Annotated in this window: 16 protein-coding genes and 1 riboswitch; of the genes, 11 read left to right on the top strand and 5 right to left on the bottom strand. The window is 55.6% G+C overall.

All coding sequences use genetic code 11. The annotated features are described in order from the left end of the window. Positions 1-185: 185 nt before the first annotated feature. The 8 genes from Q0I19_RS04640 (at position 186) to Q0I19_RS04605 (ending at position 7907) form a co-directional block, all read left to right on the top strand. On the top strand, positions 186-1706 hold the full coding sequence (locus tag Q0I19_RS04640; RefSeq protein ID WP_294759992.1) for an MFS transporter: 1521 nt from the start codon (positions 186-188) through the stop codon (positions 1704-1706). 102 nt (positions 1707-1808) lie between these two features. Next, the gene (locus tag Q0I19_RS04635; RefSeq protein WP_294759991.1) at positions 1809-2189 is read left to right on the top strand and encodes a TM2 domain-containing protein; all 381 of its coding nucleotides are present in this window, start codon (positions 1809-1811) and stop codon (positions 2187-2189) included. 28 nt (positions 2190-2217) lie between these two features. Further along, a complete protein-coding gene (locus Q0I19_RS04630; RefSeq protein ID WP_294759990.1) occupies positions 2218-2352 on the top strand; it encodes a hypothetical protein in 135 nt (44 codons plus the stop codon). Positions 2353-2479: 127 nt separating this feature from the next. After that, a complete protein-coding gene (locus Q0I19_RS04625; RefSeq protein ID WP_294759988.1) occupies positions 2480-3697 on the top strand; it encodes an AraC family transcriptional regulator in 1218 nt (405 codons plus the stop codon). A 158-nt stretch (positions 3698-3855) separates the two neighbouring features. Next, on the top strand, positions 3856-6102 hold the full coding sequence (locus Q0I19_RS04620; protein WP_294759986.1) for a glycoside hydrolase family 2 TIM barrel-domain containing protein: 2247 nt from the start codon (positions 3856-3858) through the stop codon (positions 6100-6102). A gap of 246 nt (positions 6103-6348) precedes the next feature. Then, entirely contained in the window at positions 6349-6906 is a 558-nt protein-coding gene (locus Q0I19_RS04615; protein WP_294759985.1) for a TetR/AcrR family transcriptional regulator, read from the top strand. Positions 6907-6983: 77 nt separating this feature from the next. Further along, complete coding sequence (locus Q0I19_RS04610; RefSeq protein ID WP_294760119.1) at positions 6984-7211, top strand: hypothetical protein; 228 nt, start codon at positions 6984-6986, stop codon at positions 7209-7211. A gap of 30 nt (positions 7212-7241) precedes the next feature. Continuing rightward, positions 7242-7907, top strand: a complete 666-nt coding sequence (locus Q0I19_RS04605) for a hypothetical protein (protein ID WP_294759984.1) — start codon at positions 7242-7244, stop codon at positions 7905-7907. Positions 7908-7965: 58 nt separating this feature from the next. On the opposite strand, the gene Q0I19_RS04600 is transcribed toward Q0I19_RS04605, so the two are convergent. The 5 genes from Q0I19_RS04600 to Q0I19_RS04580 all read right to left on the bottom strand — a co-directional run bounded on the left by Q0I19_RS04600 (position 7966) and on the right by Q0I19_RS04580 (position 12092). Next, positions 7966-8478 (bottom strand): nitroreductase family protein, encoded by a 513-nt coding sequence (locus Q0I19_RS04600; RefSeq protein ID WP_294759983.1) that lies wholly within the window; start codon positions 8476-8478, stop codon positions 7966-7968. Positions 8479-8597: 119 nt separating this feature from the next. Further along, positions 8598-9338, bottom strand: coding sequence for an energy-coupling factor transporter transmembrane component T (locus Q0I19_RS04595; protein WP_294759981.1), 741 nt, complete (start codon positions 9336-9338; stop codon positions 8598-8600). After that, positions 9339-10841, bottom strand: coding sequence for an ABC transporter ATP-binding protein (locus Q0I19_RS04590; protein WP_294759979.1), 1503 nt, complete (start codon positions 10839-10841; stop codon positions 9339-9341). A gap of 4 nt (positions 10842-10845) precedes the next feature. Next, the gene (locus Q0I19_RS04585; protein WP_294759977.1) at positions 10846-11445 is read right to left on the bottom strand and encodes an ECF transporter S component; all 600 of its coding nucleotides are present in this window, start codon (positions 11443-11445) and stop codon (positions 10846-10848) included. Positions 11446-11447: 2 nt separating this feature from the next. Further along, positions 11448-12092, bottom strand: a complete 645-nt coding sequence (locus Q0I19_RS04580; protein WP_294759975.1) for a YkoF family thiamine/hydroxymethylpyrimidine-binding protein — start codon at positions 12090-12092, stop codon at positions 11448-11450. Positions 12093-12185: 93 nt separating this feature from the next. Next, positions 12186-12284: riboswitch (TPP riboswitch) on the bottom strand. Between the two features lie 308 nt (positions 12285-12592). Between Q0I19_RS04580 and Q0I19_RS04575 the strand changes: the two genes are divergently transcribed. The 3 genes from Q0I19_RS04575 to Q0I19_RS04565 are packed head-to-tail and all read left to right on the top strand — an operon-like array spanning position 12593 to position 17100. Next, on the top strand, positions 12593-13105 hold the full coding sequence (locus tag Q0I19_RS04575; protein ID WP_294759973.1) for a MarR family transcriptional regulator: 513 nt from the start codon (positions 12593-12595) through the stop codon (positions 13103-13105). Continuing rightward, entirely contained in the window at positions 13089-15287 is a 2199-nt protein-coding gene (locus tag Q0I19_RS04570; RefSeq protein ID WP_294759972.1) for an ABC transporter ATP-binding protein, read from the top strand. The genes Q0I19_RS04575 and Q0I19_RS04570 overlap by 17 nt, the downstream gene beginning before the upstream one ends. A 1-nt stretch (position 15288) precedes the next feature. After that, a complete protein-coding gene (locus Q0I19_RS04565; RefSeq protein WP_294759971.1) occupies positions 15289-17100 on the top strand; it encodes an ABC transporter ATP-binding protein in 1812 nt (603 codons plus the stop codon). Positions 17101-17117: the final 17 nt, after the last annotated feature.

Raw genomic sequence — 17117 nt, 5'->3', positions numbered from 1 at the left:
TAAGGAAAAATCGAAGAATTATACGCTAAAATCGAAAGAATTTACTAACACTTTTGTAAAAATCTGTTCATAATAAAGACATAAAGTTGCTCGCCCTGCCTGCGGCAAGCCGCATCGGACTCTGCCCCCGATACCGCATCCGCGCCACAGACTCCGGACGAAACACGAAAAAAGGAGAAAAAACTATGGCTACAATCAGAACCTTGCCCGACAAGTATTACGACAAGGACTACGAAACCAACGGCATTCACCGCGTTCCCCTTTGGCGTATTGCGGGCTTTGCCATGAACAACACCGCCACGAACGTCTACCTGATGTTCATGAACTACTGCACCTTCTACCTGCTGGGCTTTGTCGGCGTCAGCATGGTGGTTGCCTCCAGTTTCCTGATGATGATGCGTCTGTGGGACGGCGTCACCGACCCGTTCATCGGCTTTATGGTTGACAAAACCAACGGCAAATTCGGAAAGAACCGTCCGTTCATCGTGGTCGGTCAGGCCATCCTGTTCGTGACCAGCTTCATTATGTTCCACGTCACCCACAAGCTGCCCGAAGGCCCCATCCGCTTTGTTTTCTTCATCGTGATGTGCTGCCTGTTCTACCTTGGCTACACCTGCCAGTGCGTCGTTACCAAGAGCGCCCAGAGCTGCATGACCAACGACCCCAAGCAGCGCCCCATGTTCGCCTCCTTCGACGGCGTGTTCAACACCGTTCTGTTCACCGCGCTGGCCATCGTCGTTTCCAACATTGCCGACAAGTACGCCGACGTTGGCAACTACACCTCTGTTGAGTTCTTCCATGAGTTCTGGATGCTGTCCGCCTTCATGTCCCTGGCGTTCACCATCGTGGCTATTATCGCCATCACCCCCAAGGATCGCCCCGAATTCTTCGGCACCGGTAAGGCTGTCAAGATCGGTCTGAAGGACTACTGGGATACCCTCAAGAACAACCGCGCCATCCAGATGCTGATCCTGTCTGCCTCTACGGACAAGCTCGGTGCCCAGGCCAAGTCCAGCGCCGTCGGCGTTGCTATGTTCGCCTGCATGGCCGGCTCCATCAAGCTGCAGGGTACTGTTACCGCCCTGACCATGGTTCCCGGCGTTATCCTGACTTTCCTCTCTGTTTCCCTGCTGGCCACCCGTCTGGGTCAGAAGAAAGCCATGGTCATCGGCTCCATCGGCGGCTTGATCATCAACATTCTGCTGGGCTGCCTGTGGTTCTTCGGTGATCCCTCCACCATGACCTCTGACCCTGCCACCGGCGCATTGAACTGGGGCTTCTTCACGATCGCCCACATTGGTCTGTCCGTCCTGCTGGCCGGCTGCCAGGGCATCTCCGGCAACATCGTTATCCCCATGACCGCTGACTGCGCCGACTACGAAGTCTACCGTTCCGGTCGTTATGTTCCCGGTCTGATGGGCACCCTGTTCAGCTTCGTTGACAAGCTGGTTTCCTCTTTTGCCCCCATGATCGCCGGTGTTGTCTTTGCCGCCTGCGGCTTCGTTGACCACAACCCCAGCCTGGGCGACGTTGTCACCCCGCAGCTGCGCGCCGGCATCGTATTCCTCGCCTTCGGTATGATCTCCCTCGGCCTGGTCTGCAACCTGATCGCCATGAAGTTCTACCCCCTGAGCAAGGAAAAGATGGCTGAAATTCAGGACGAGATCATCAAGATCAAGACCGCTGCCATGAGCGAGCAGGCTTAATTGACAAATCTGCCCTGAATACTGTATACTTAAAGCAGCTTACACAGGAAGCCGCCCGCCTCGGCGGTGCGGCTTCCTTCTTTTGTTAGGAGAGATTCAAACTTGAACGATCAGAACCAAACATCCGAAAAGAACGAAAAGCCGACCGCTGTTGATATCGCGATTGCGCAGGATCAGCTCAACTCCCTGCGGGAGGAAAACGGCATTACGGATACCGCCAAGCATGGCCCCATCTGGCACGCGATCGATGCATTTTTCAATGTGCGCGCCAACCGCGTAAAGCAAAAGGTCAGCCGCAAAACCTACCTGCGTTTGTGCATTTTGGGTATTTTCGGCGCCCACCGCTTTTATGCCAGGCAATGGATCACGGGCATTTTCTATCTTGCCACCTGCTGGACGGGAATTTCCATCGCCATGACCATTATTGATGCTATAACGGTCATTCCGATGCTGCCGGATGAAAACGGTATGATCGAACTGTAACCCTTATAACAAAGAAAGGCTGCTTACTATGGATATTATGCAACTGCTGTTCAACCCCAACCACGAAGCCCCCAGCGGCTGGGTGCTGGTCGTATTGATTCTGCTGGCCATTGTACTGCCGGCCATCATGCGCTATGTAGCTGAACACCGCCACCGCAAATAATACTATGTCTGAAATGAACCGACCGCCGTATGCAAAAATACGCTGCGGTCGGTTTTTGTTATATCTTGCAAGTGCTCGCTGCATCGGGTATAATAGAAGCGGAATCTTAAGATGTGAGGTGCCTGTTATGCAGTTGGATCCGTTGCTTGTCTTAAAAAAGCTGGCGTCCAGTTACGATATCAAATGCCTGCGGGTTGCCGCCCCTTTTACCGGGCTGGAGGACTTTGACTACGGTCTGCGCAAAGCACTTGACCCTCAATTTGAATGGCAGGAGTTCGGCAAGCTGCTGATACAAAGCACCGCTGAAAACGTGCTGACCGTCACCGAGGATATGTTTGAGCTGCAATATGCACTGTTCCGTATCCCTGACGAGCCGGAATCCGTATTCCTGATGGGACCGTGGACGAGTGGCACCCGCACAAAGGAAACCAGCGAATGGATCCGCAAGCACATCGGCAAGGAAGCCTGTGAGGTCGTACAGAATTATTACAGCAGCGTGCGCGTAGTACAGGACAACCGCTTTATCTCGACCATCAGCACCATTGTGGGGCTGATGATGCCGCCCGACGAATACCGCGTGGTGGAAAAGCATGAGTTTCTGCCGCTGAATTTTGCGCTGGACACCCGGTTTTTCCAGGAACCGAGTTTTGAGCAGGAGCTGCCGCAAACTATGCTGGAGGAGCGCTACGCCACCGAAAACAAGCTGATCGACGCGGTCAGCCGCGGCGATGTGGACGCCGCCATCAACGTCTGCCACCAGATGGGGCGCTACACCTACAACGGGCGATTCTGCGGCACGCTCTACCAAATCAAAACCAAGATGACCATCATGAACACCCTGATGCGCAAGGCCATCGAGCGCGGCAAGGTACATCCGTATTACATCGACAAGATATCCTCCCGCTATGCCACACAGATTGAGGCAATCACCGATTTGAACGACCCCTCGATGATTTGGGATATGGTGCGCGAGTATTGTGCCTATGTGCAGCGCTACTCCGTCAAGAATTACACCCCGCTGGTGCAAAAGGTAATCAACCATATCAACCTGAATCTGGCCGAGCAAATGTCGCTGAAAAGTCTTGCTGCTATGTGCTTTATCAGCCCGTCGTATCTGTCCAGCCTGTTCAAGCAGGACACCGGCACCACCATTGTGGACTACATCAACTCCCAGCGCGTCGACCGCGCCGCTGTGCTGTTGGCCTCCACGGACCGCAGCATTGCTGCCGTAGCTGCCGAGGTCGGCATTTTGGATGTGAACTATTTCACCAAGATTTTCAAAAAGCAGATCGGCACAACCCCGACACAGTATCGCCGCGAAAAGAAAGCCATGATGAACCGTTGATTTGTGTTTCTGCGCAACTACTGATCAGCAATCATAGCAAGAAAATACGAATGGAACATAAAAATGTTCTACCCTGCCCCGCCGCTTTCATGGTACACTGATTACAGAGTAAAACAAGAATGAAGCCCCTAAGGCACCCACCGAAAGGAGATTTTTTCATGAGAAACCTGTATTCCCTCAACAAAGGCTGGACCCTCACCTTCCCCAAGGGCGAGCGTGAGACTGAGACCGTCAACCTGCCCCATACCTGGAACGCTGTGGACGGCATGGACGGCAACGGCAGTTATCTGCGCACCACCGCCGTCTACACCCGCACCTTTAAGGCTCCCACCCAGCCCCTGGCCGGCGGCCGCCTGTATGTTGAGATCCCCGCCGCTGCCCTGAAGGCTACCGTGCGCATCAACGGCAAGGACGCCGTTACCCACGAGGGCGGTTACTCCTGCTTCCGCGCCGATATTACCGACCTGTGCGTTGCCGGTGACAACGAAATCAGCATCGAGGTCAGCAACGAGGACACCCCCACCATGTACCCCGCCTCTGCCGACTTTACCTTCTACGGCGGCCTGTACCGCGGCGTCAACCTGATCAGCGTACCCGAGACCCACTTTGATCTGGACTACTACGGCGGCCCCGGTATCATGGTCACCCCCACCCCGACCGAGGACGGCGGTGCAGACTTTACTATGCAGGCTTTTGTCACCAACCCCGGCGACGACTTTACCGTCCAGTACATTCTGGAGGATCCCTACGGCTGGGAGATTGCCGGTGCTGTGCGCCCCTCTGACAACACAGCCGTCACCCTGCACATTCCCGATGCCGTCCTGTGGAGCATGGACGACCCCAACCTGTACATGGTTACCGTCCGCCTGAACCGCCGCAACGAGACCTATGATGAGATTACCGTCAACGCCGGTGTGCGCAGCTTTGCTGTCACCCCCGACGGCGGCTTCTCCATCAATGGCGTGCCCACTCCCCTGCGCGGTGTTTCCCGCCACCAGGATCGCCTGTACAAGGGCAACGCCCTCACTGCCGATGATCACTACGAGGATGCACAGATCATCAAGGAGCTGGGTGCCAACACCATCCGTCTGGCACATTATCAGCACAGCCAGGACTTCTACAACGCCTGCGACCAGTTGGGCTTTGCCGTTTGGGCCGAGATTCCCTTTATCAGCGTTTTCAAGCCCGGTGATGATGCCCACGAGCATTGCCGCCAGGAAATGAAGGAACTGGTCATTCAGAACTATAACCACCCCTCCATCATGTTCTGGGGTATCTCCAACGAAATCCTTATCGGCGGCATCAGCCAGGAGCTGGTCGACCGTCACCACGACCTGCAGAAGCTGGTCAAGGAGCTGGACCCGACCCGTCTGACCACCATTGCCCACGTCTCCCACACCCCGACCGATGGTCCCATGCACCACATCACCGATCTGGAAAGCTACAACCACTACTTCGGCTGGTACGGCGGCAAAATCGAGGACAATGGTCCGTGGCTGGATAAGTTCCACGCAGAGCATCCCGACATCTGCCTCGGCGTGTCCGAGTACGGCTGTGAGGGCATCGTGAACTGGCACAGCAGCAACCCGCAGCGCAAGGATTACAGCGAGGAATACCAGACCCTGTACCACGAGCATATGGCACAGGTCTTTGAGGATCGTCCTTGGGTATGGTCCACCCACGTCTGGAATATGTTCGACTTCGGCTGCGCAGCCCGTAACGAGGGCGGCGTCGGCGGACGCAACAACAAGGGCTTGGTCACCATCGACCGCAAGACCCGCAAGGAGAGCTTCTACCTCTATCAGGCTTACTGGTCCAAGGAGCCGATGGTTCACATCGTAGGTCGCCGCTATGCCCAGCGCGCAGGCGAAACCATCGAGGTCAAGGTCTATTCCAATCAGGATGAGGTCACCCTGTTCCTGAACGGCAAGGAAGTCGGCAAGCAGCAGGCGCACCGCATCTTCCGCTTTGAGGTTGCCCTGCAGCCCGGCTTCAACACCCTGATGGCTGTCACCGAGGATGCCCGCGACTGCATCACGCTGGAAAAGGTCGATAAAGAACCCGCCAGCTACGTTCTGCCCGAATTCACCGAGCACGTCGAGGGTGTTGCCAACTGGTTCCAGCAGGTAGGCAGCCTGGATCTGGATGCCCCGATGGAATTCCCTGAGGGCTACTACAATGTCAACGACAGCCTTGACGAGCTTGCCAAGAACGAGGAAGCCTTTGCCATCGTGACAAAAGCCGTCAAGCTGACCACCAACTTCTCCATCGAGCCGGGTGTCGGTATGTGGGATATGCTCAAGAAGATGAGCCCCAAAGTTATGTGCGAGATGATGCCCGATTCCTCCTTGGGCGACAAGTTCCTGAACAGCATCAACGCCCAGTTGATCCAAATCAAGAAATAAACTTCCTTTCCATCATAAAAGCAGAAGCCCCGCACCGGTCAAGGATACCGCAGTATCCCGCCGGTGCGGGCCTTTTTATTTGCCAAAATTACAGATTCCCATTGACGCAAACAGCCTACAGTACAGCGTTTTTAACGCTGTGCCGCTTCTATTTTAATAATATAAACTTTTTATGAAATCCTCTTGACAAAGTGGGAGTAGGGAGTATAATCAATAGTGAACATTGTTCATATTGAAGGTGGCCACATGAATACAATCGTAACCTCCAAGGAAGATATCTTAAAAACCAGCCGCGAACTCATCCGCGAAAAAGGCTGGGCGGCAGTCAGTATCCGTTCCGTCGCCTCGGCATGCGGGGTCTCGGTCGGCTCTATCTACAACTATTATGACTCCAAGGCTGAGCTTATCAGCGCCACGGTCGAAAGCGTTTGGTGCGAAATTTTCCACCGCCCGCAGGACGAGGCCGTATTTCAGGACGTGCAGGCCTGTGTCAAATGGATGTACGAGCGCATGGCCTACGGCTATGAGCAGTACCCCGGTTTCTTCACGCTGCACTCTCTCGGCTTTATGCGGGAGGACAAGGCCGACGGCAAACGGCACATGCAGCAAACCTGGCACCATATCCTAAATGGGCTGTGCACGGTGCTGCAACAGGATGCCAAAATCCGCCCTGACGCCTTTAATGCGCAGTTCACCGTTGAAAAATTTGCCGACGTTCTGTTTTCGCTTATGCTGTCAGCCTTGCTGCGGCAGGACTACGACCCTTCCGCCGTGCTGGAAATCGTGCGCAGAACCTTATATTGACCACATTTTCTTCCCACATCCGTGTGGGAATTTTATAACGTCCAAATTGAACAGTGTTCATTAAAATGAGACCTTCTATGAAAGTTCATCGCAATACCCTGTTGCTGCTCGCCTGCCTTGTGTGGGGCGCCGCCGGTTTCAACATCCTGCGCATCGGCGTCCTTGCCTATGCCGGCTGTCTTTCAGCCGGAAACATTCTCTTGTCTGCACTGGTTTTTACTGTATTTCAGCTTTTTATTTTCGGCAAGCCCTTAACGCCCATAAAAGCTAAGGCAACCCTGCGCAAAAATGCAGTGTTACGATAAATTCAATCTGTCAACAAGGAGTAATCAACTATGCAAGCAATCGTAGAAACCGTTTTTGATGCCGTATATCTGGTATCCGTTATCACCAGCGGTATCCTGATGATCCGTGGTTGCAAGGGAAACCACCAGTTCAAGCTGTTCGGCCTGATGGCTGTTGTTCTGGGTGCCGGCGACTCGTTCCATCTGATTCCCCGTGCCCTGGCTCTGTGCACCACGGGCCTTGAAAACTTCACCGTTCCCCTGGGTCTGGGCAAATGGATCACCTCTGTGACCATGACTGTCTTTTATGTGCTGCTGTACTATGTCTGGCGTGAGCGCTACCAGGTCAAGGGCAACAACGGCCTGACTGCCGCTGTCTACGGCCTGGCTGCCGTGCGTGTTATCCTGTGCATGATGCCGCAGAACCGTTGGCTGAGCGCCGAATCCCCGCTGTCCTGGGGCATTTACCGCAACATTCCCTTTGCACTGATGGGCCTGCTCATCATCGTGCTGTTCTACCGCAGTGCCAAGGAGCATAACGACTCGACTTTCCGCTGGATGTGGCTGACCATTGTGCTGAGCTTCGGTTTCTACATTCCCGTTGTTCTGTGGGCCGATGTCATCCCCATGATCGGTATGCTGATGATCCCCAAGACCTGCGCCTATGTGTGGACCGTTCTCATCGGCTATTCTGCCATGAAGAAAGAATGCAAGTAATCTGTACGCCATATCAATAAAAAGCAGGGCTGTCGCCATGACAGCCCTGCTTTTTGCTTTACAGGTAGGAAACCGTTTCAGCCAGCGCCTTGCGGGAAAAATGATTCGGCAAGGGCTTCGCGTCTGCGGCGGCATAGCCCAGATCGAGAATCATCAGAACCTCCTCATTCTGCGGCAGGTTCATCTCCTTGGCCAGTTTATCCGGGTCAAAACAGTTCAGCCAGCAACTGTCCACCCCCGCGTTGGCCGCCGCCAACAGCATATGCGTTGCCACAATGGCGGCATCTTCCACACCGGAGGTGCGCTTTTCCCCGGGGTAGGTATACATATTTTGGGTGTCAAAGGCTACGACCATGCAGGTTGGTGCGCCGTAGCGGCAGGGTGTGATGCGGTCGATCATTTCCAATCCCGCTTGGCTCTGCACTACATAGATACGCTGTTCCTGCAGGTTTTTGGCAGTGGGCGCGGCACGTCCGGCCTCCAGGATTTCCTCCAGCTTGGCGAGTTCTACCGCACGGTCGCTGAACTTCTTGCAGGAATACCGATTTTTAACAACTTCGGTAAATTCCATCTCCGATTCCTCCGTTTCGTGGTATAGTTTACTTTTTTTATTATAGCAATCTTCCCTGCGTTTGCCAAGGGCTGCACACAAAAATTCCCCTCTGCCGTTATGGCAAAGGGGGTATTAGTTTAATAATGCAAAAACACCATGCCCGCTATCACACCGCCCACAGCCAGTGCGGCGGCCAGCAGGTCTGCCGGTTGCACCTTGGGCACCGTGTAGTAGGTTCGCGGTGCCGTACCGCAAAAGCCCTTGGACTCCATGGCCATTGCCACGGATTCCGACCAGCGGACACTGTTTACCAGCATCGTAAATACCGGCTTCATCGAGAATACGCCGATTTTCAACCCGCGCACCGCGAACGCCGTGCGCACCTGATCGTATTCCCGCACCATACCGGGCATCAGGTGAAACGCCGCCAAAATGCCGTAGGCGAACTTCGGCGGCAGCTTGCACTGGTGCAGAAGGCTTGCGATAAAGAAATCACTGTCGGTTGTCAGGGCAAACAGGATGCCCAGCCCCGCAAATGCCAGCAGCCGCGTTGCCAATTGCAGCGCTGTGTACAGGTTCTGCGACATGGCGGCACGCACAGCATAAGGCATGGCAGAAAGTGCCTGCATATCCACCGTTTGTCCGCTGCCGCTTTTGGCATAATACAGTCCCATAACAAACAGACCGAAAGCAGCCACAAACGCGGGCAGCAGCAAAGCACCCAACTTTTTGATGCTGACGCGGGAGCCAAAAATCACCAGCAGCAGGCAGCAGCCCAGCACCAACAAATTCAGGCTGACAAGATATTCAAACGAAAGCAAGATCACGCAGACGAGCACAGTAGCCGCCTTGACCGTGGGGTTCCAACGTTCCAGCATTTACGGTTCCTCGCTTTCTGTCAGGGCGGCGTTTTCGAGGTGATAGATTTTATCTGCCCACTGTTTGGCCAAGGCCTTGTCGTGGGTGATAAAAATCACTGTCAATCCCTCCTGCTCCACCTTTTGGCGCAGGTGTCCCATAATGGCATCCACCGATTTTGCGTCCTGTCCATAGGTCGGCTCGTCCAAGAGCAGCAGCTTTTGCCCGCCTGCCAGCACCGAAAGCACCGCCAGCCGACGCTGCTGCCCCTGACTGAGCATATATGGCGAATATTTCCGCTGCCGTTTCAAACCGTAGAGTTCCAGCAGCTCCTCCGCTTTGCTGCGGCAGACATTCTCCGGCAGGTCAGGCTGCCAGAGCCGCAGCCCGACGCAGACCTCGTCCTCGACATTTTGGGTCACAAATTGGTTGGCAGGGTTCTGGAACACAATACCGATTTGGCGGTACAGCTCACGCGGCTTGCTTTGGGCGATATCCTGCCCCTGCAGCAGAATTTGTCCGCTATACGGGTGCTGCTTTAACACCGACAAAAAAGTCGTTGTCTTGCCGATGCCGCTGGCACCCAGCACCGCGGTCATGGCGCCGGCGGGAAAATCTGCGTCAGCATTTTGAAAAAGGAACGGTGTATCGTAAATTTCCCGCTTCCACTTGCGCTTTTGGGGCAGTCCCTTGCGGATGCTGACACCGCGAAACTGCAAAATGGGCGCGTTGTCTGCCTTGCCTTTTGTGTGGCAGGGCGCGGAAGCCAATGGGTAAAACAACCCCAGTGCATCAAAATCCGCACGATGCTGCGCTATGTTTTGTTTATTTATTCCGCGCGCTGCCACATGGCAGCCTTCCTGCAGCAGGATAAACTCATCGGCATAGTCCAGCCACAGATCCGCTTTATGGTCAATGGCGATCAGGGTGCGCCCCTGCGACTTCATCTTGACGAGCATCGGCAGCAGCCGTTTTGCTTCGGCTTCATCCAGATTGGCAAAGCACTCATCCAGCAGGATGCAGCGGCTTTCCAAAAGATACAGGCACGCCAGCGCAGCCTTCTGCTTTTCGCCGCCCGACAAGGTTGACAGCGTTCGGTCAAGCAGGCCGGCAATTTGCAGCTCTGCGGCAGCCGTTTCGATCCGTTTGTCCATCTCACAGGCGGGTACGCAGATATTTTCCAGGCAAAAACGCATTTCTGCCCGCAGGGTGTCCATGCAAAATTGCAGGTCGGGGTTTTGGAACAGCACCGTCAGATACGCAGCGCGCTTTTGTGGGTCCAGTTCCTTCAGGTCATGACCAAACAGCCGGATGTCGCCGCCCTGCAAAAAACCGCCGTTTTCGGGGTACAGCCCTGCCGCCACCGCTGCCAAGGTGCTTTTGCCGCAGCCGCTGCCGCCCATAATCACCGTCAGCGTACCGGCGGCGATATCGAGGTCGGTGTGGTCCAGAATGTTGCGCTTGCCGTTTTCAAGGTATCGGAACACTACGTCCCGTAGCTGCAGGGCCGTTTCGGCAGGCATGGGGTCAGTCCTCCAGATCGGCAGTCTGGTTCTGAGCGACTGCGTAGCCCTTCAGCACACCGGCCTTGACCAGACCGTCCGCCAAAAGCGGGGTGACGATGCCGTCAAAAATCACAGCGCTGATGATGCGAACGACCAGCATGAGCGCCAGAACAGGCAGAGCGATCTTGCTGTAACCGCTGATGATCAGGTTGTAGCCCATCGTCAGCACAGAGCAGATAACGGCGCCCTGCATCATGGTCATGCGGTCAAACTTCTTGTAGCGCTTCAGGGCGATGATCAGCTCAAAGCCCAGACCCTGTACCAGACCGGACAGAATGATAATGGGTCCGAAGTAGTTGCCGTACAGACATTCCAACACAGCGGCAAGCAGCTCGGCAATCAGACCGGTGCCGGGCTTGCGCATAACGTAAATGCCGAAAGCACCTGCCATAAAGTAGATGCCGTAGAACGGCTCATACCCCAAAGACGCCATGCCCATGGGGGTCAGTACGCCGTACAGAATGCCGCCCACATAGGTGCAGCCCAGATAAACCACGCCGAACAAAACGGCGCAGATAGCAATCAGCAGAACATCTTTCAGTTTCCAGTTTTTCGTATTCATCGTTAATTTTCCTCCGTCGGGCTATTGCAGTTCATTGTAAAATGCAAGACATAGTGGTGTACGTTGGGGGCATTTTCCATTAGCTCGCACACGCGCACAAGATACGCAAAAACATCCTGCACATCCCCGTCAATGCGGGTGGCGTAGTGGATGGTTTTGGGGTCCAGCCCCTCGTCCTGTGCCATGTACCAGACCTTGGCAATTTCGTCGATGTAATCGGCATCGCCCAAGGGGTACAGCGCCAGCTTGCAGTGTACCGGGAAGTGGATGTCCTTCACCAGCGCCGCGTTGGGGGCATCGCCCTCACGGCTCAGTACGCTGTCGCCGGAAACATCGCCGGGGCAGCCCTTGGAGAACTGACCCTCCAACGCCATATGCACACCGGGGCGGTAGGCGTTTAAGAACAACGCCTGCACCGCGTCCGCAACATACGCCAGCTTGCCGCGATACACGGTGGACAGTGCATCTGTTTCGCTCCATACAGCCGAGGTGTCGGTCTTTTTCAGCGAACCCAAGATGATGTCGATGAAGTTGTCGCACATCGGGTACAGCGTGAAACGGCAGCCGGAAATCGGCAGCTGCGTGCCACGCCCCGCCCAAGGCAGGTCCGGACGATTGCAGCCGGAGCAGCAGGTTTCTTTTTCCATAATCAAACCCTCTTTCAAGTTATTACAAAAACAAAAAGGATGCCTTTCGTCGGAAAAGCATCCCTGTACACCGGGCACAATGTCCCCGGTACTTTCGGTTATACAATGCTTTCCCTACGTCGGTATTACCCGCATCAGGTGCAAGGAGTCGGGTGTGAACCCTCTCAGCGCTAGGCCCCTCCAGCATTTTTTCTTTTTGCTATCGCTTATGATACCGCAGTTTTGCGGAATTGTCAATTTCTTTTTGCACGCGACAGAGATGCGCCGGCAGGCCAATTGACAATCGATGAAAACGGCACCGTTTCTGAGGAACGGCCGGATCGGAGCGTTGTCAAAATTTTGCGGCACAAGGCCGTTTTTTAACAGCCGTCATGACGAAGCCTCTTTGCTTTGTAAATAATTTCTGAATACCCATCGCACCCCTTGTAATTTTCTGCAAGGGGGAGTATTATTATCGCATGATAATATTTAACAGTTGATAACTATTTTTGAGGTGTATTATGGCAACCAACCGCAACAACGAGCTGGCGGGTCTGGTGCAGTTCCTCGCCCATGTCAACCTACTGGGCAAGCGCGGTATGCGCGCTGCACTGGCCGGCCAGCCAAAATGCCGTCTGGGCATGCTGGAACATCTGCACACGATGATTGAACAGCACGGCCACAACGACAGCATCTATGTGTCCGAACTGGCCAAAAACCTGCAGCAATCCATGCCCGCCGTTTCGCGCGGGCTGCGGTATCTTGAGCAGGACGGCCACATTCGGCGCGAGGCTGACCCCAACGACCGCCGCAAAACGCTGGTGTACATCACGCCGGAAGGTGAGGCTGCCCGCCTTGCGGGCGAGCAAGCTCTGAATGACTATATTTCACGTATTATCGAGCGTATTTCCCCCGATGATCTGACCCGCATGTTGGCCATGAAGGATGTTTTTCTCGCTGCCATCGAGGCGGAGAACAACGCACTGGAACAAAACCTGAAAACAGGAGGGACCCCCTATGATACAGATTTTTAAGCAGCTGGGGCGGCACTGGGCAGCGTGTATTGCCGTGGTAGCACTGCTGTTCGCACAGGCCTACTGCGATTTGAGCCTGCCCGATTATACCAGCAAAATCGTGGATACCGGCATCCAGCAGGGCGGCATTGAAAGCCCTGTGCCCGATACCGTTCGCGACACGACCCTGCAGGCACTGAAGCTGCTTATGTCCGAGCAGGACGCCGCACTGGCCGAGCAGTGGTACAGTGCCCCCGATGCCGACGGCGTGCGTACCCTCTCCCCCGATGCCGCCGCTGCCATGTCGGAACTGGAAACCGCTTTTACCACCCCCGATGTCGTGCTGTATATGGCTGCCGCCCAAAACACGGCCGCAAACGGTGAGGCTGCAACCCCCGCCGTCAGCGATTTGGACGCCGCCGCCGCACAGATGGCCGCCATGGCCAACGTACCCGGTGCGCGTGAGATGCTGCAAGCCCGCCTGCAAGAGGAAATGTCCGCACTGGATGATTCGATGGCGGATACTCTTTCCCAGCAGGCCACCCTGCTTGTCGCCTTGGAATACGAGGCCCAGGGCATTGCCCATGATGTACAGCTTGCCTACCTGCTGCGCACCGGCGGGCGAATGCTGGCTCTGACGCTGCTGATGGTCGCCGTCTCCATTGCGGTAGGCTTTCTTGCGTCGCGCGTGTCGGCTGCCATCGGGCGCGACTTGCGGCGCGATGTGTTTGGCACCGTGGTCGGCTATTCCAACGCCGAAATCGAAAAATTCTCCACTGCATCGCTGATCACCCGCACCACCAACGACATTCAGCAGGTGCAGTTTGTCTGCGTTATCCTGCTGCGTATGGTCGCCTACGCCCCCATTTTGGGCATCGGCGGTATCCTGCACGTTGCCGAGGGTGATACCGGCCTGGAATGGATCATCTTTGTGGCCGTGGCGGCGCTGCTGTTGCTGATTATCTTTTTGATGAGCGTTGCAATGCCCAAGTTCAAGCTGATGCAGACCCTTGTGGACCGTCTGAACCTTGTCAGCCGCGAAATTTTGACCGGCATTATGCCCATCCGTGCCTTCAGCCGTGAAACGTTTGAGGAGCAGCGCTTTGACAAGGCCAACACCGACTTGATGAAAACCCAGCTGTTCACCAACCGCACCATGGTTGCCATGATGCCCTTTATGACCCTGATCATGAACGGCACCAGCCTGCTGATCGTCTGGTTCGGCGGTAAGGCGATGGATCTGGGCACTATGCAGGTGGGCGAGATGATTGCCTTTATCACCTACACGATGCAGATCGTTATGTCCTTCCTGATGCTGTCGATGGTTGCCGTCATGCTGCCCCGCGCTGGTGTCGCTGCCGACCGCATCCACGAGGTCATCTCCACGCCCGCTTCCATCCGCGACCCCGATACCCCCAAGGCTCTGCCCGAGGGCGGCGTCCACGGTGTGGTGGAATTCCGCGATGTCAGCTTCCGCTATCCCGGCTCGGACGAGGACGCACTGGAGCATATCAGCTTTACCGCCAACCCCGGTGAGACCACCGCCATCATCGGCTCAACGGGCTGCGGCAAATCCACCCTGCTGAACCTGATTCCCCGTTTTTACGATGCCACGCAGGGCAGCGTGACGATTGACGGCGTAGATGTGCGGGATATGAGCCAGGCACAGCTGCATGCACAGCTTGGCTATGTGCCGCAAAAGGGCATTCTGTTCAGCGGCACCATCGGCTCCAACCTGAAGTTCGGCGGCGACAGCATCACCGATGCCGATGCCCGCGAGGCTGCCGAGATTGCCCAGGCAACCGAGTTTATCGCCGCCAAGCCGGAAGGCTATGCCAGCCCCATTGCACAGGGCGGCAGCAATGTGTCCGGCGGGCAGAAGCAGCGTCTTTCGATTGCCCGCGCCATTGCCCGCAAGCCGCAAATTTATCTGTTTGACGACAGTTTTTCGGCGCTGGACTACAAGACGGACATTGCCCTGCGCCGCGCGCTGAAAGCCAAGACCCGCAGCGCCACCGTCATTATTGTGGCACAGCGCATTTCTACCGTCTTGCATGCCAACCAGATTCTCGTTCTGGACGAGGGACGCATTGTCGGCAAGGGCACCCACGCCCAACTGCTGGAATCCTGCCCCGAATACCGCGAGATTGCCCGCAGCCAGCTGAGCCAGAAAGAGCTGAATTTGCAGAAGGAGGATGCGTGATATGGCAGGACACGGACGTATGACGACGGAGCGCGCCAAGGATTTTAAGGGTACGCTGCGCCAGCTGCTTTCCGCTTTGGGCAAATACAAGTTCTCTTTGGGCATCGCCTGCGTATTTGCCATACTTTCGACCATTTTTAACATTGCAGGCCCCAAGGTGCTGGCCAAGGCCACCACGGCGCTGGCCACCGGCTGGATCGCCAAACTGCGCGGCACAGGCGGCATCGACTTTGCCTACATTGGCAAGGTGCTGCTGTTCTTGCTGGGGATGTACCTGTTCAGCGCCGCGTTCAGTTTTATCCAGGGCTGGCTGATGACCGGGCTTTCGCAAAAAGTCTGCTATGACTTCCGTGACCGCATCAGCAAAAAAATCAACCGTCTGCCGCTTTCCTATTTTGAAAAGCGCACGGTGGGCGAGGTGCTTTCCCGCATTACCAACGACGTGGACACCTTGGGGCAAAGCCTGAACCAGAGCATCACCCAGCTGATCACAAGCATCACCACCATGGTCGGTGTGCTGATCATGATGCTATCCATCAGTCCCAAAATGACGCTGATTGCACTGCTGATTTTGCCGGTTTCGCTGGCGTTGGTGCTGGTTGTAGTCAAGTTCAGCCAGAAATATTTTAAGGCGCAGCAGGCGACCTTGGGTGTTGTCAACGGTCAGGTCGAGGAAGTCTACGCCGGGCACAACGTCATCAAGGCGTTCAACCGCGAGGCTGCCGTATTGGCGGACTTTAACGCCGCCAACGAAAAACTGTACGAATCTGCGTGGAAATCCCAGTTTTTGTCCGGCATGATGATGCCCATCATGAACTTTGTCGGAAACCTTGGGTATGTGGCAGTCGCCATTGTGGGCAGTATCTTTGCTGCCGGCGGCATCATTACTATCGGTGATATTCAGGCGTTTATCCAGTACGTCAAAAACTTTACCCAGCCCATCCAGCAGCTTTCGCAGGTATCCAACATGCTGCAAAGCATGGCAGCCGCCGCCGAGCGCGTCTTCGAGTTCCTGGGCGAGGAGGAGGAAGACCAGACCGCCGACCCTGCGCGCCGCGCAGACCCCGCCTGCATTGACGGACAAGTCACCTTTGACCATGTCCGGTTCGGCTACACGCCCGAAAAGACGGTCATCCGCGATTTCAGCTGCCAGATTCAACCCGGACAAAAGGTGGCCATTGTCGGCCCCACAGGTGCCGGTAAGACCACCATGGTCAAGCTGCTGATGCGGTTCTACGATGTAAATTCCGGCGCTATCACGCTGAACGGTCACAATGTTCGCGACTTCGACCGCAGCGCCCTGCGCGAGGGCTTCGGCATGGTCTTGCAGGACACCTGGCTGTTCAAGGGTACCATTATGGAAAACATCCGCTACGGGCGGTTGGACGCCACCGATGAGGAGGTCATTGCCGCCGCCAAGGCTGCCAACGCCGACCACTTTATCCGCACGCTGCCGGGCGGCTACCAGATGGAACTGAACGAGGAAGCCTCCAACGTCAGCCAGGGTCAAAAGCAGCTTTTGACGATTGCCCGCACGATTTTGGCCGACAACCGCATCCTGATTCTGGACGAAGCCACCTCCAGCGTGGACACCCGCACCGAGCAGCGCATCCAGACGGCGATGGATCGCCTGATGGAAGGCCGCACCAGCTTTGTCATTGCACACCGCCTGTCCACCATCCGCGACGCCGACCTGATTTTGGTCATGCGCGACGGTGATATTGTCGAGCAGGGCACTCACGACGAGCTGATTGACGCAGGTGGGTTCTATGCCGACCTGTACAACAGCCAGTTCGAGGGCGTAACCGCCTGATTCCTGTACAAATCCCG

The organism is uncultured Gemmiger sp. (genome assembly GCF_934561205.1).
Lineage (GTDB): Bacteria > Bacillota > Clostridia > Oscillospirales > Ruminococcaceae > Gemmiger.
The sequence above is the reverse complement of the archived record's forward strand: the minus strand, read 5'-3'. Positions and strand labels throughout refer to the sequence as shown.

Coding starts and splice junctions, on each gene's coding strand:
- Q0I19_RS04640 (WP_294759992.1), top strand. CDS start 186: ATGGCTACAATCAGAACCTTGCCCGACAAGTATTACGACAAGGACTAC.
- Q0I19_RS04630 (WP_294759990.1), top strand. CDS start 2,218: ATGGATATTATGCAACTGCTGTTCAACCCCAACCACGAAGCCCCCAGC.
- Q0I19_RS04625 (WP_294759988.1), top strand. CDS start 2,480: ATGCAGTTGGATCCGTTGCTTGTCTTAAAAAAGCTGGCGTCCAGTTAC.
- Q0I19_RS04620 (WP_294759986.1), top strand. CDS start 3,856: ATGAGAAACCTGTATTCCCTCAACAAAGGCTGGACCCTCACCTTCCCC.
- Q0I19_RS04615 (WP_294759985.1), top strand. CDS start 6,349: ATGAATACAATCGTAACCTCCAAGGAAGATATCTTAAAAACCAGCCGC.
- Q0I19_RS04610 (WP_294760119.1), top strand. CDS start 6,984: ATGAAAGTTCATCGCAATACCCTGTTGCTGCTCGCCTGCCTTGTGTGG.
- Q0I19_RS04605 (WP_294759984.1), top strand. CDS start 7,242: ATGCAAGCAATCGTAGAAACCGTTTTTGATGCCGTATATCTGGTATCC.
- Q0I19_RS04600 (WP_294759983.1), bottom strand. CDS start 8,478: ATGGAATTTACCGAAGTTGTTAAAAATCGGTATTCCTGCAAGAAGTTC.
- Q0I19_RS04595 (WP_294759981.1), bottom strand. CDS start 9,338: ATGCTGGAACGTTGGAACCCCACGGTCAAGGCGGCTACTGTGCTCGTC.
- Q0I19_RS04590 (WP_294759979.1), bottom strand. CDS start 10,841: ATGCCTGCCGAAACGGCCCTGCAGCTACGGGACGTAGTGTTCCGATAC.
- Q0I19_RS04585 (WP_294759977.1), bottom strand. CDS start 11,445: ATGAATACGAAAAACTGGAAACTGAAAGATGTTCTGCTGATTGCTATC.
- Q0I19_RS04580 (WP_294759975.1), bottom strand. CDS start 12,092: ATGGAAAAAGAAACCTGCTGCTCCGGCTGCAATCGTCCGGACCTGCCT.
- Q0I19_RS04575 (WP_294759973.1), top strand. CDS start 12,593: ATGGCAACCAACCGCAACAACGAGCTGGCGGGTCTGGTGCAGTTCCTC.
- Q0I19_RS04570 (WP_294759972.1), top strand. CDS start 13,089: ATGATACAGATTTTTAAGCAGCTGGGGCGGCACTGGGCAGCGTGTATT.
- Q0I19_RS04565 (WP_294759971.1), top strand. CDS start 15,289: ATGGCAGGACACGGACGTATGACGACGGAGCGCGCCAAGGATTTTAAG.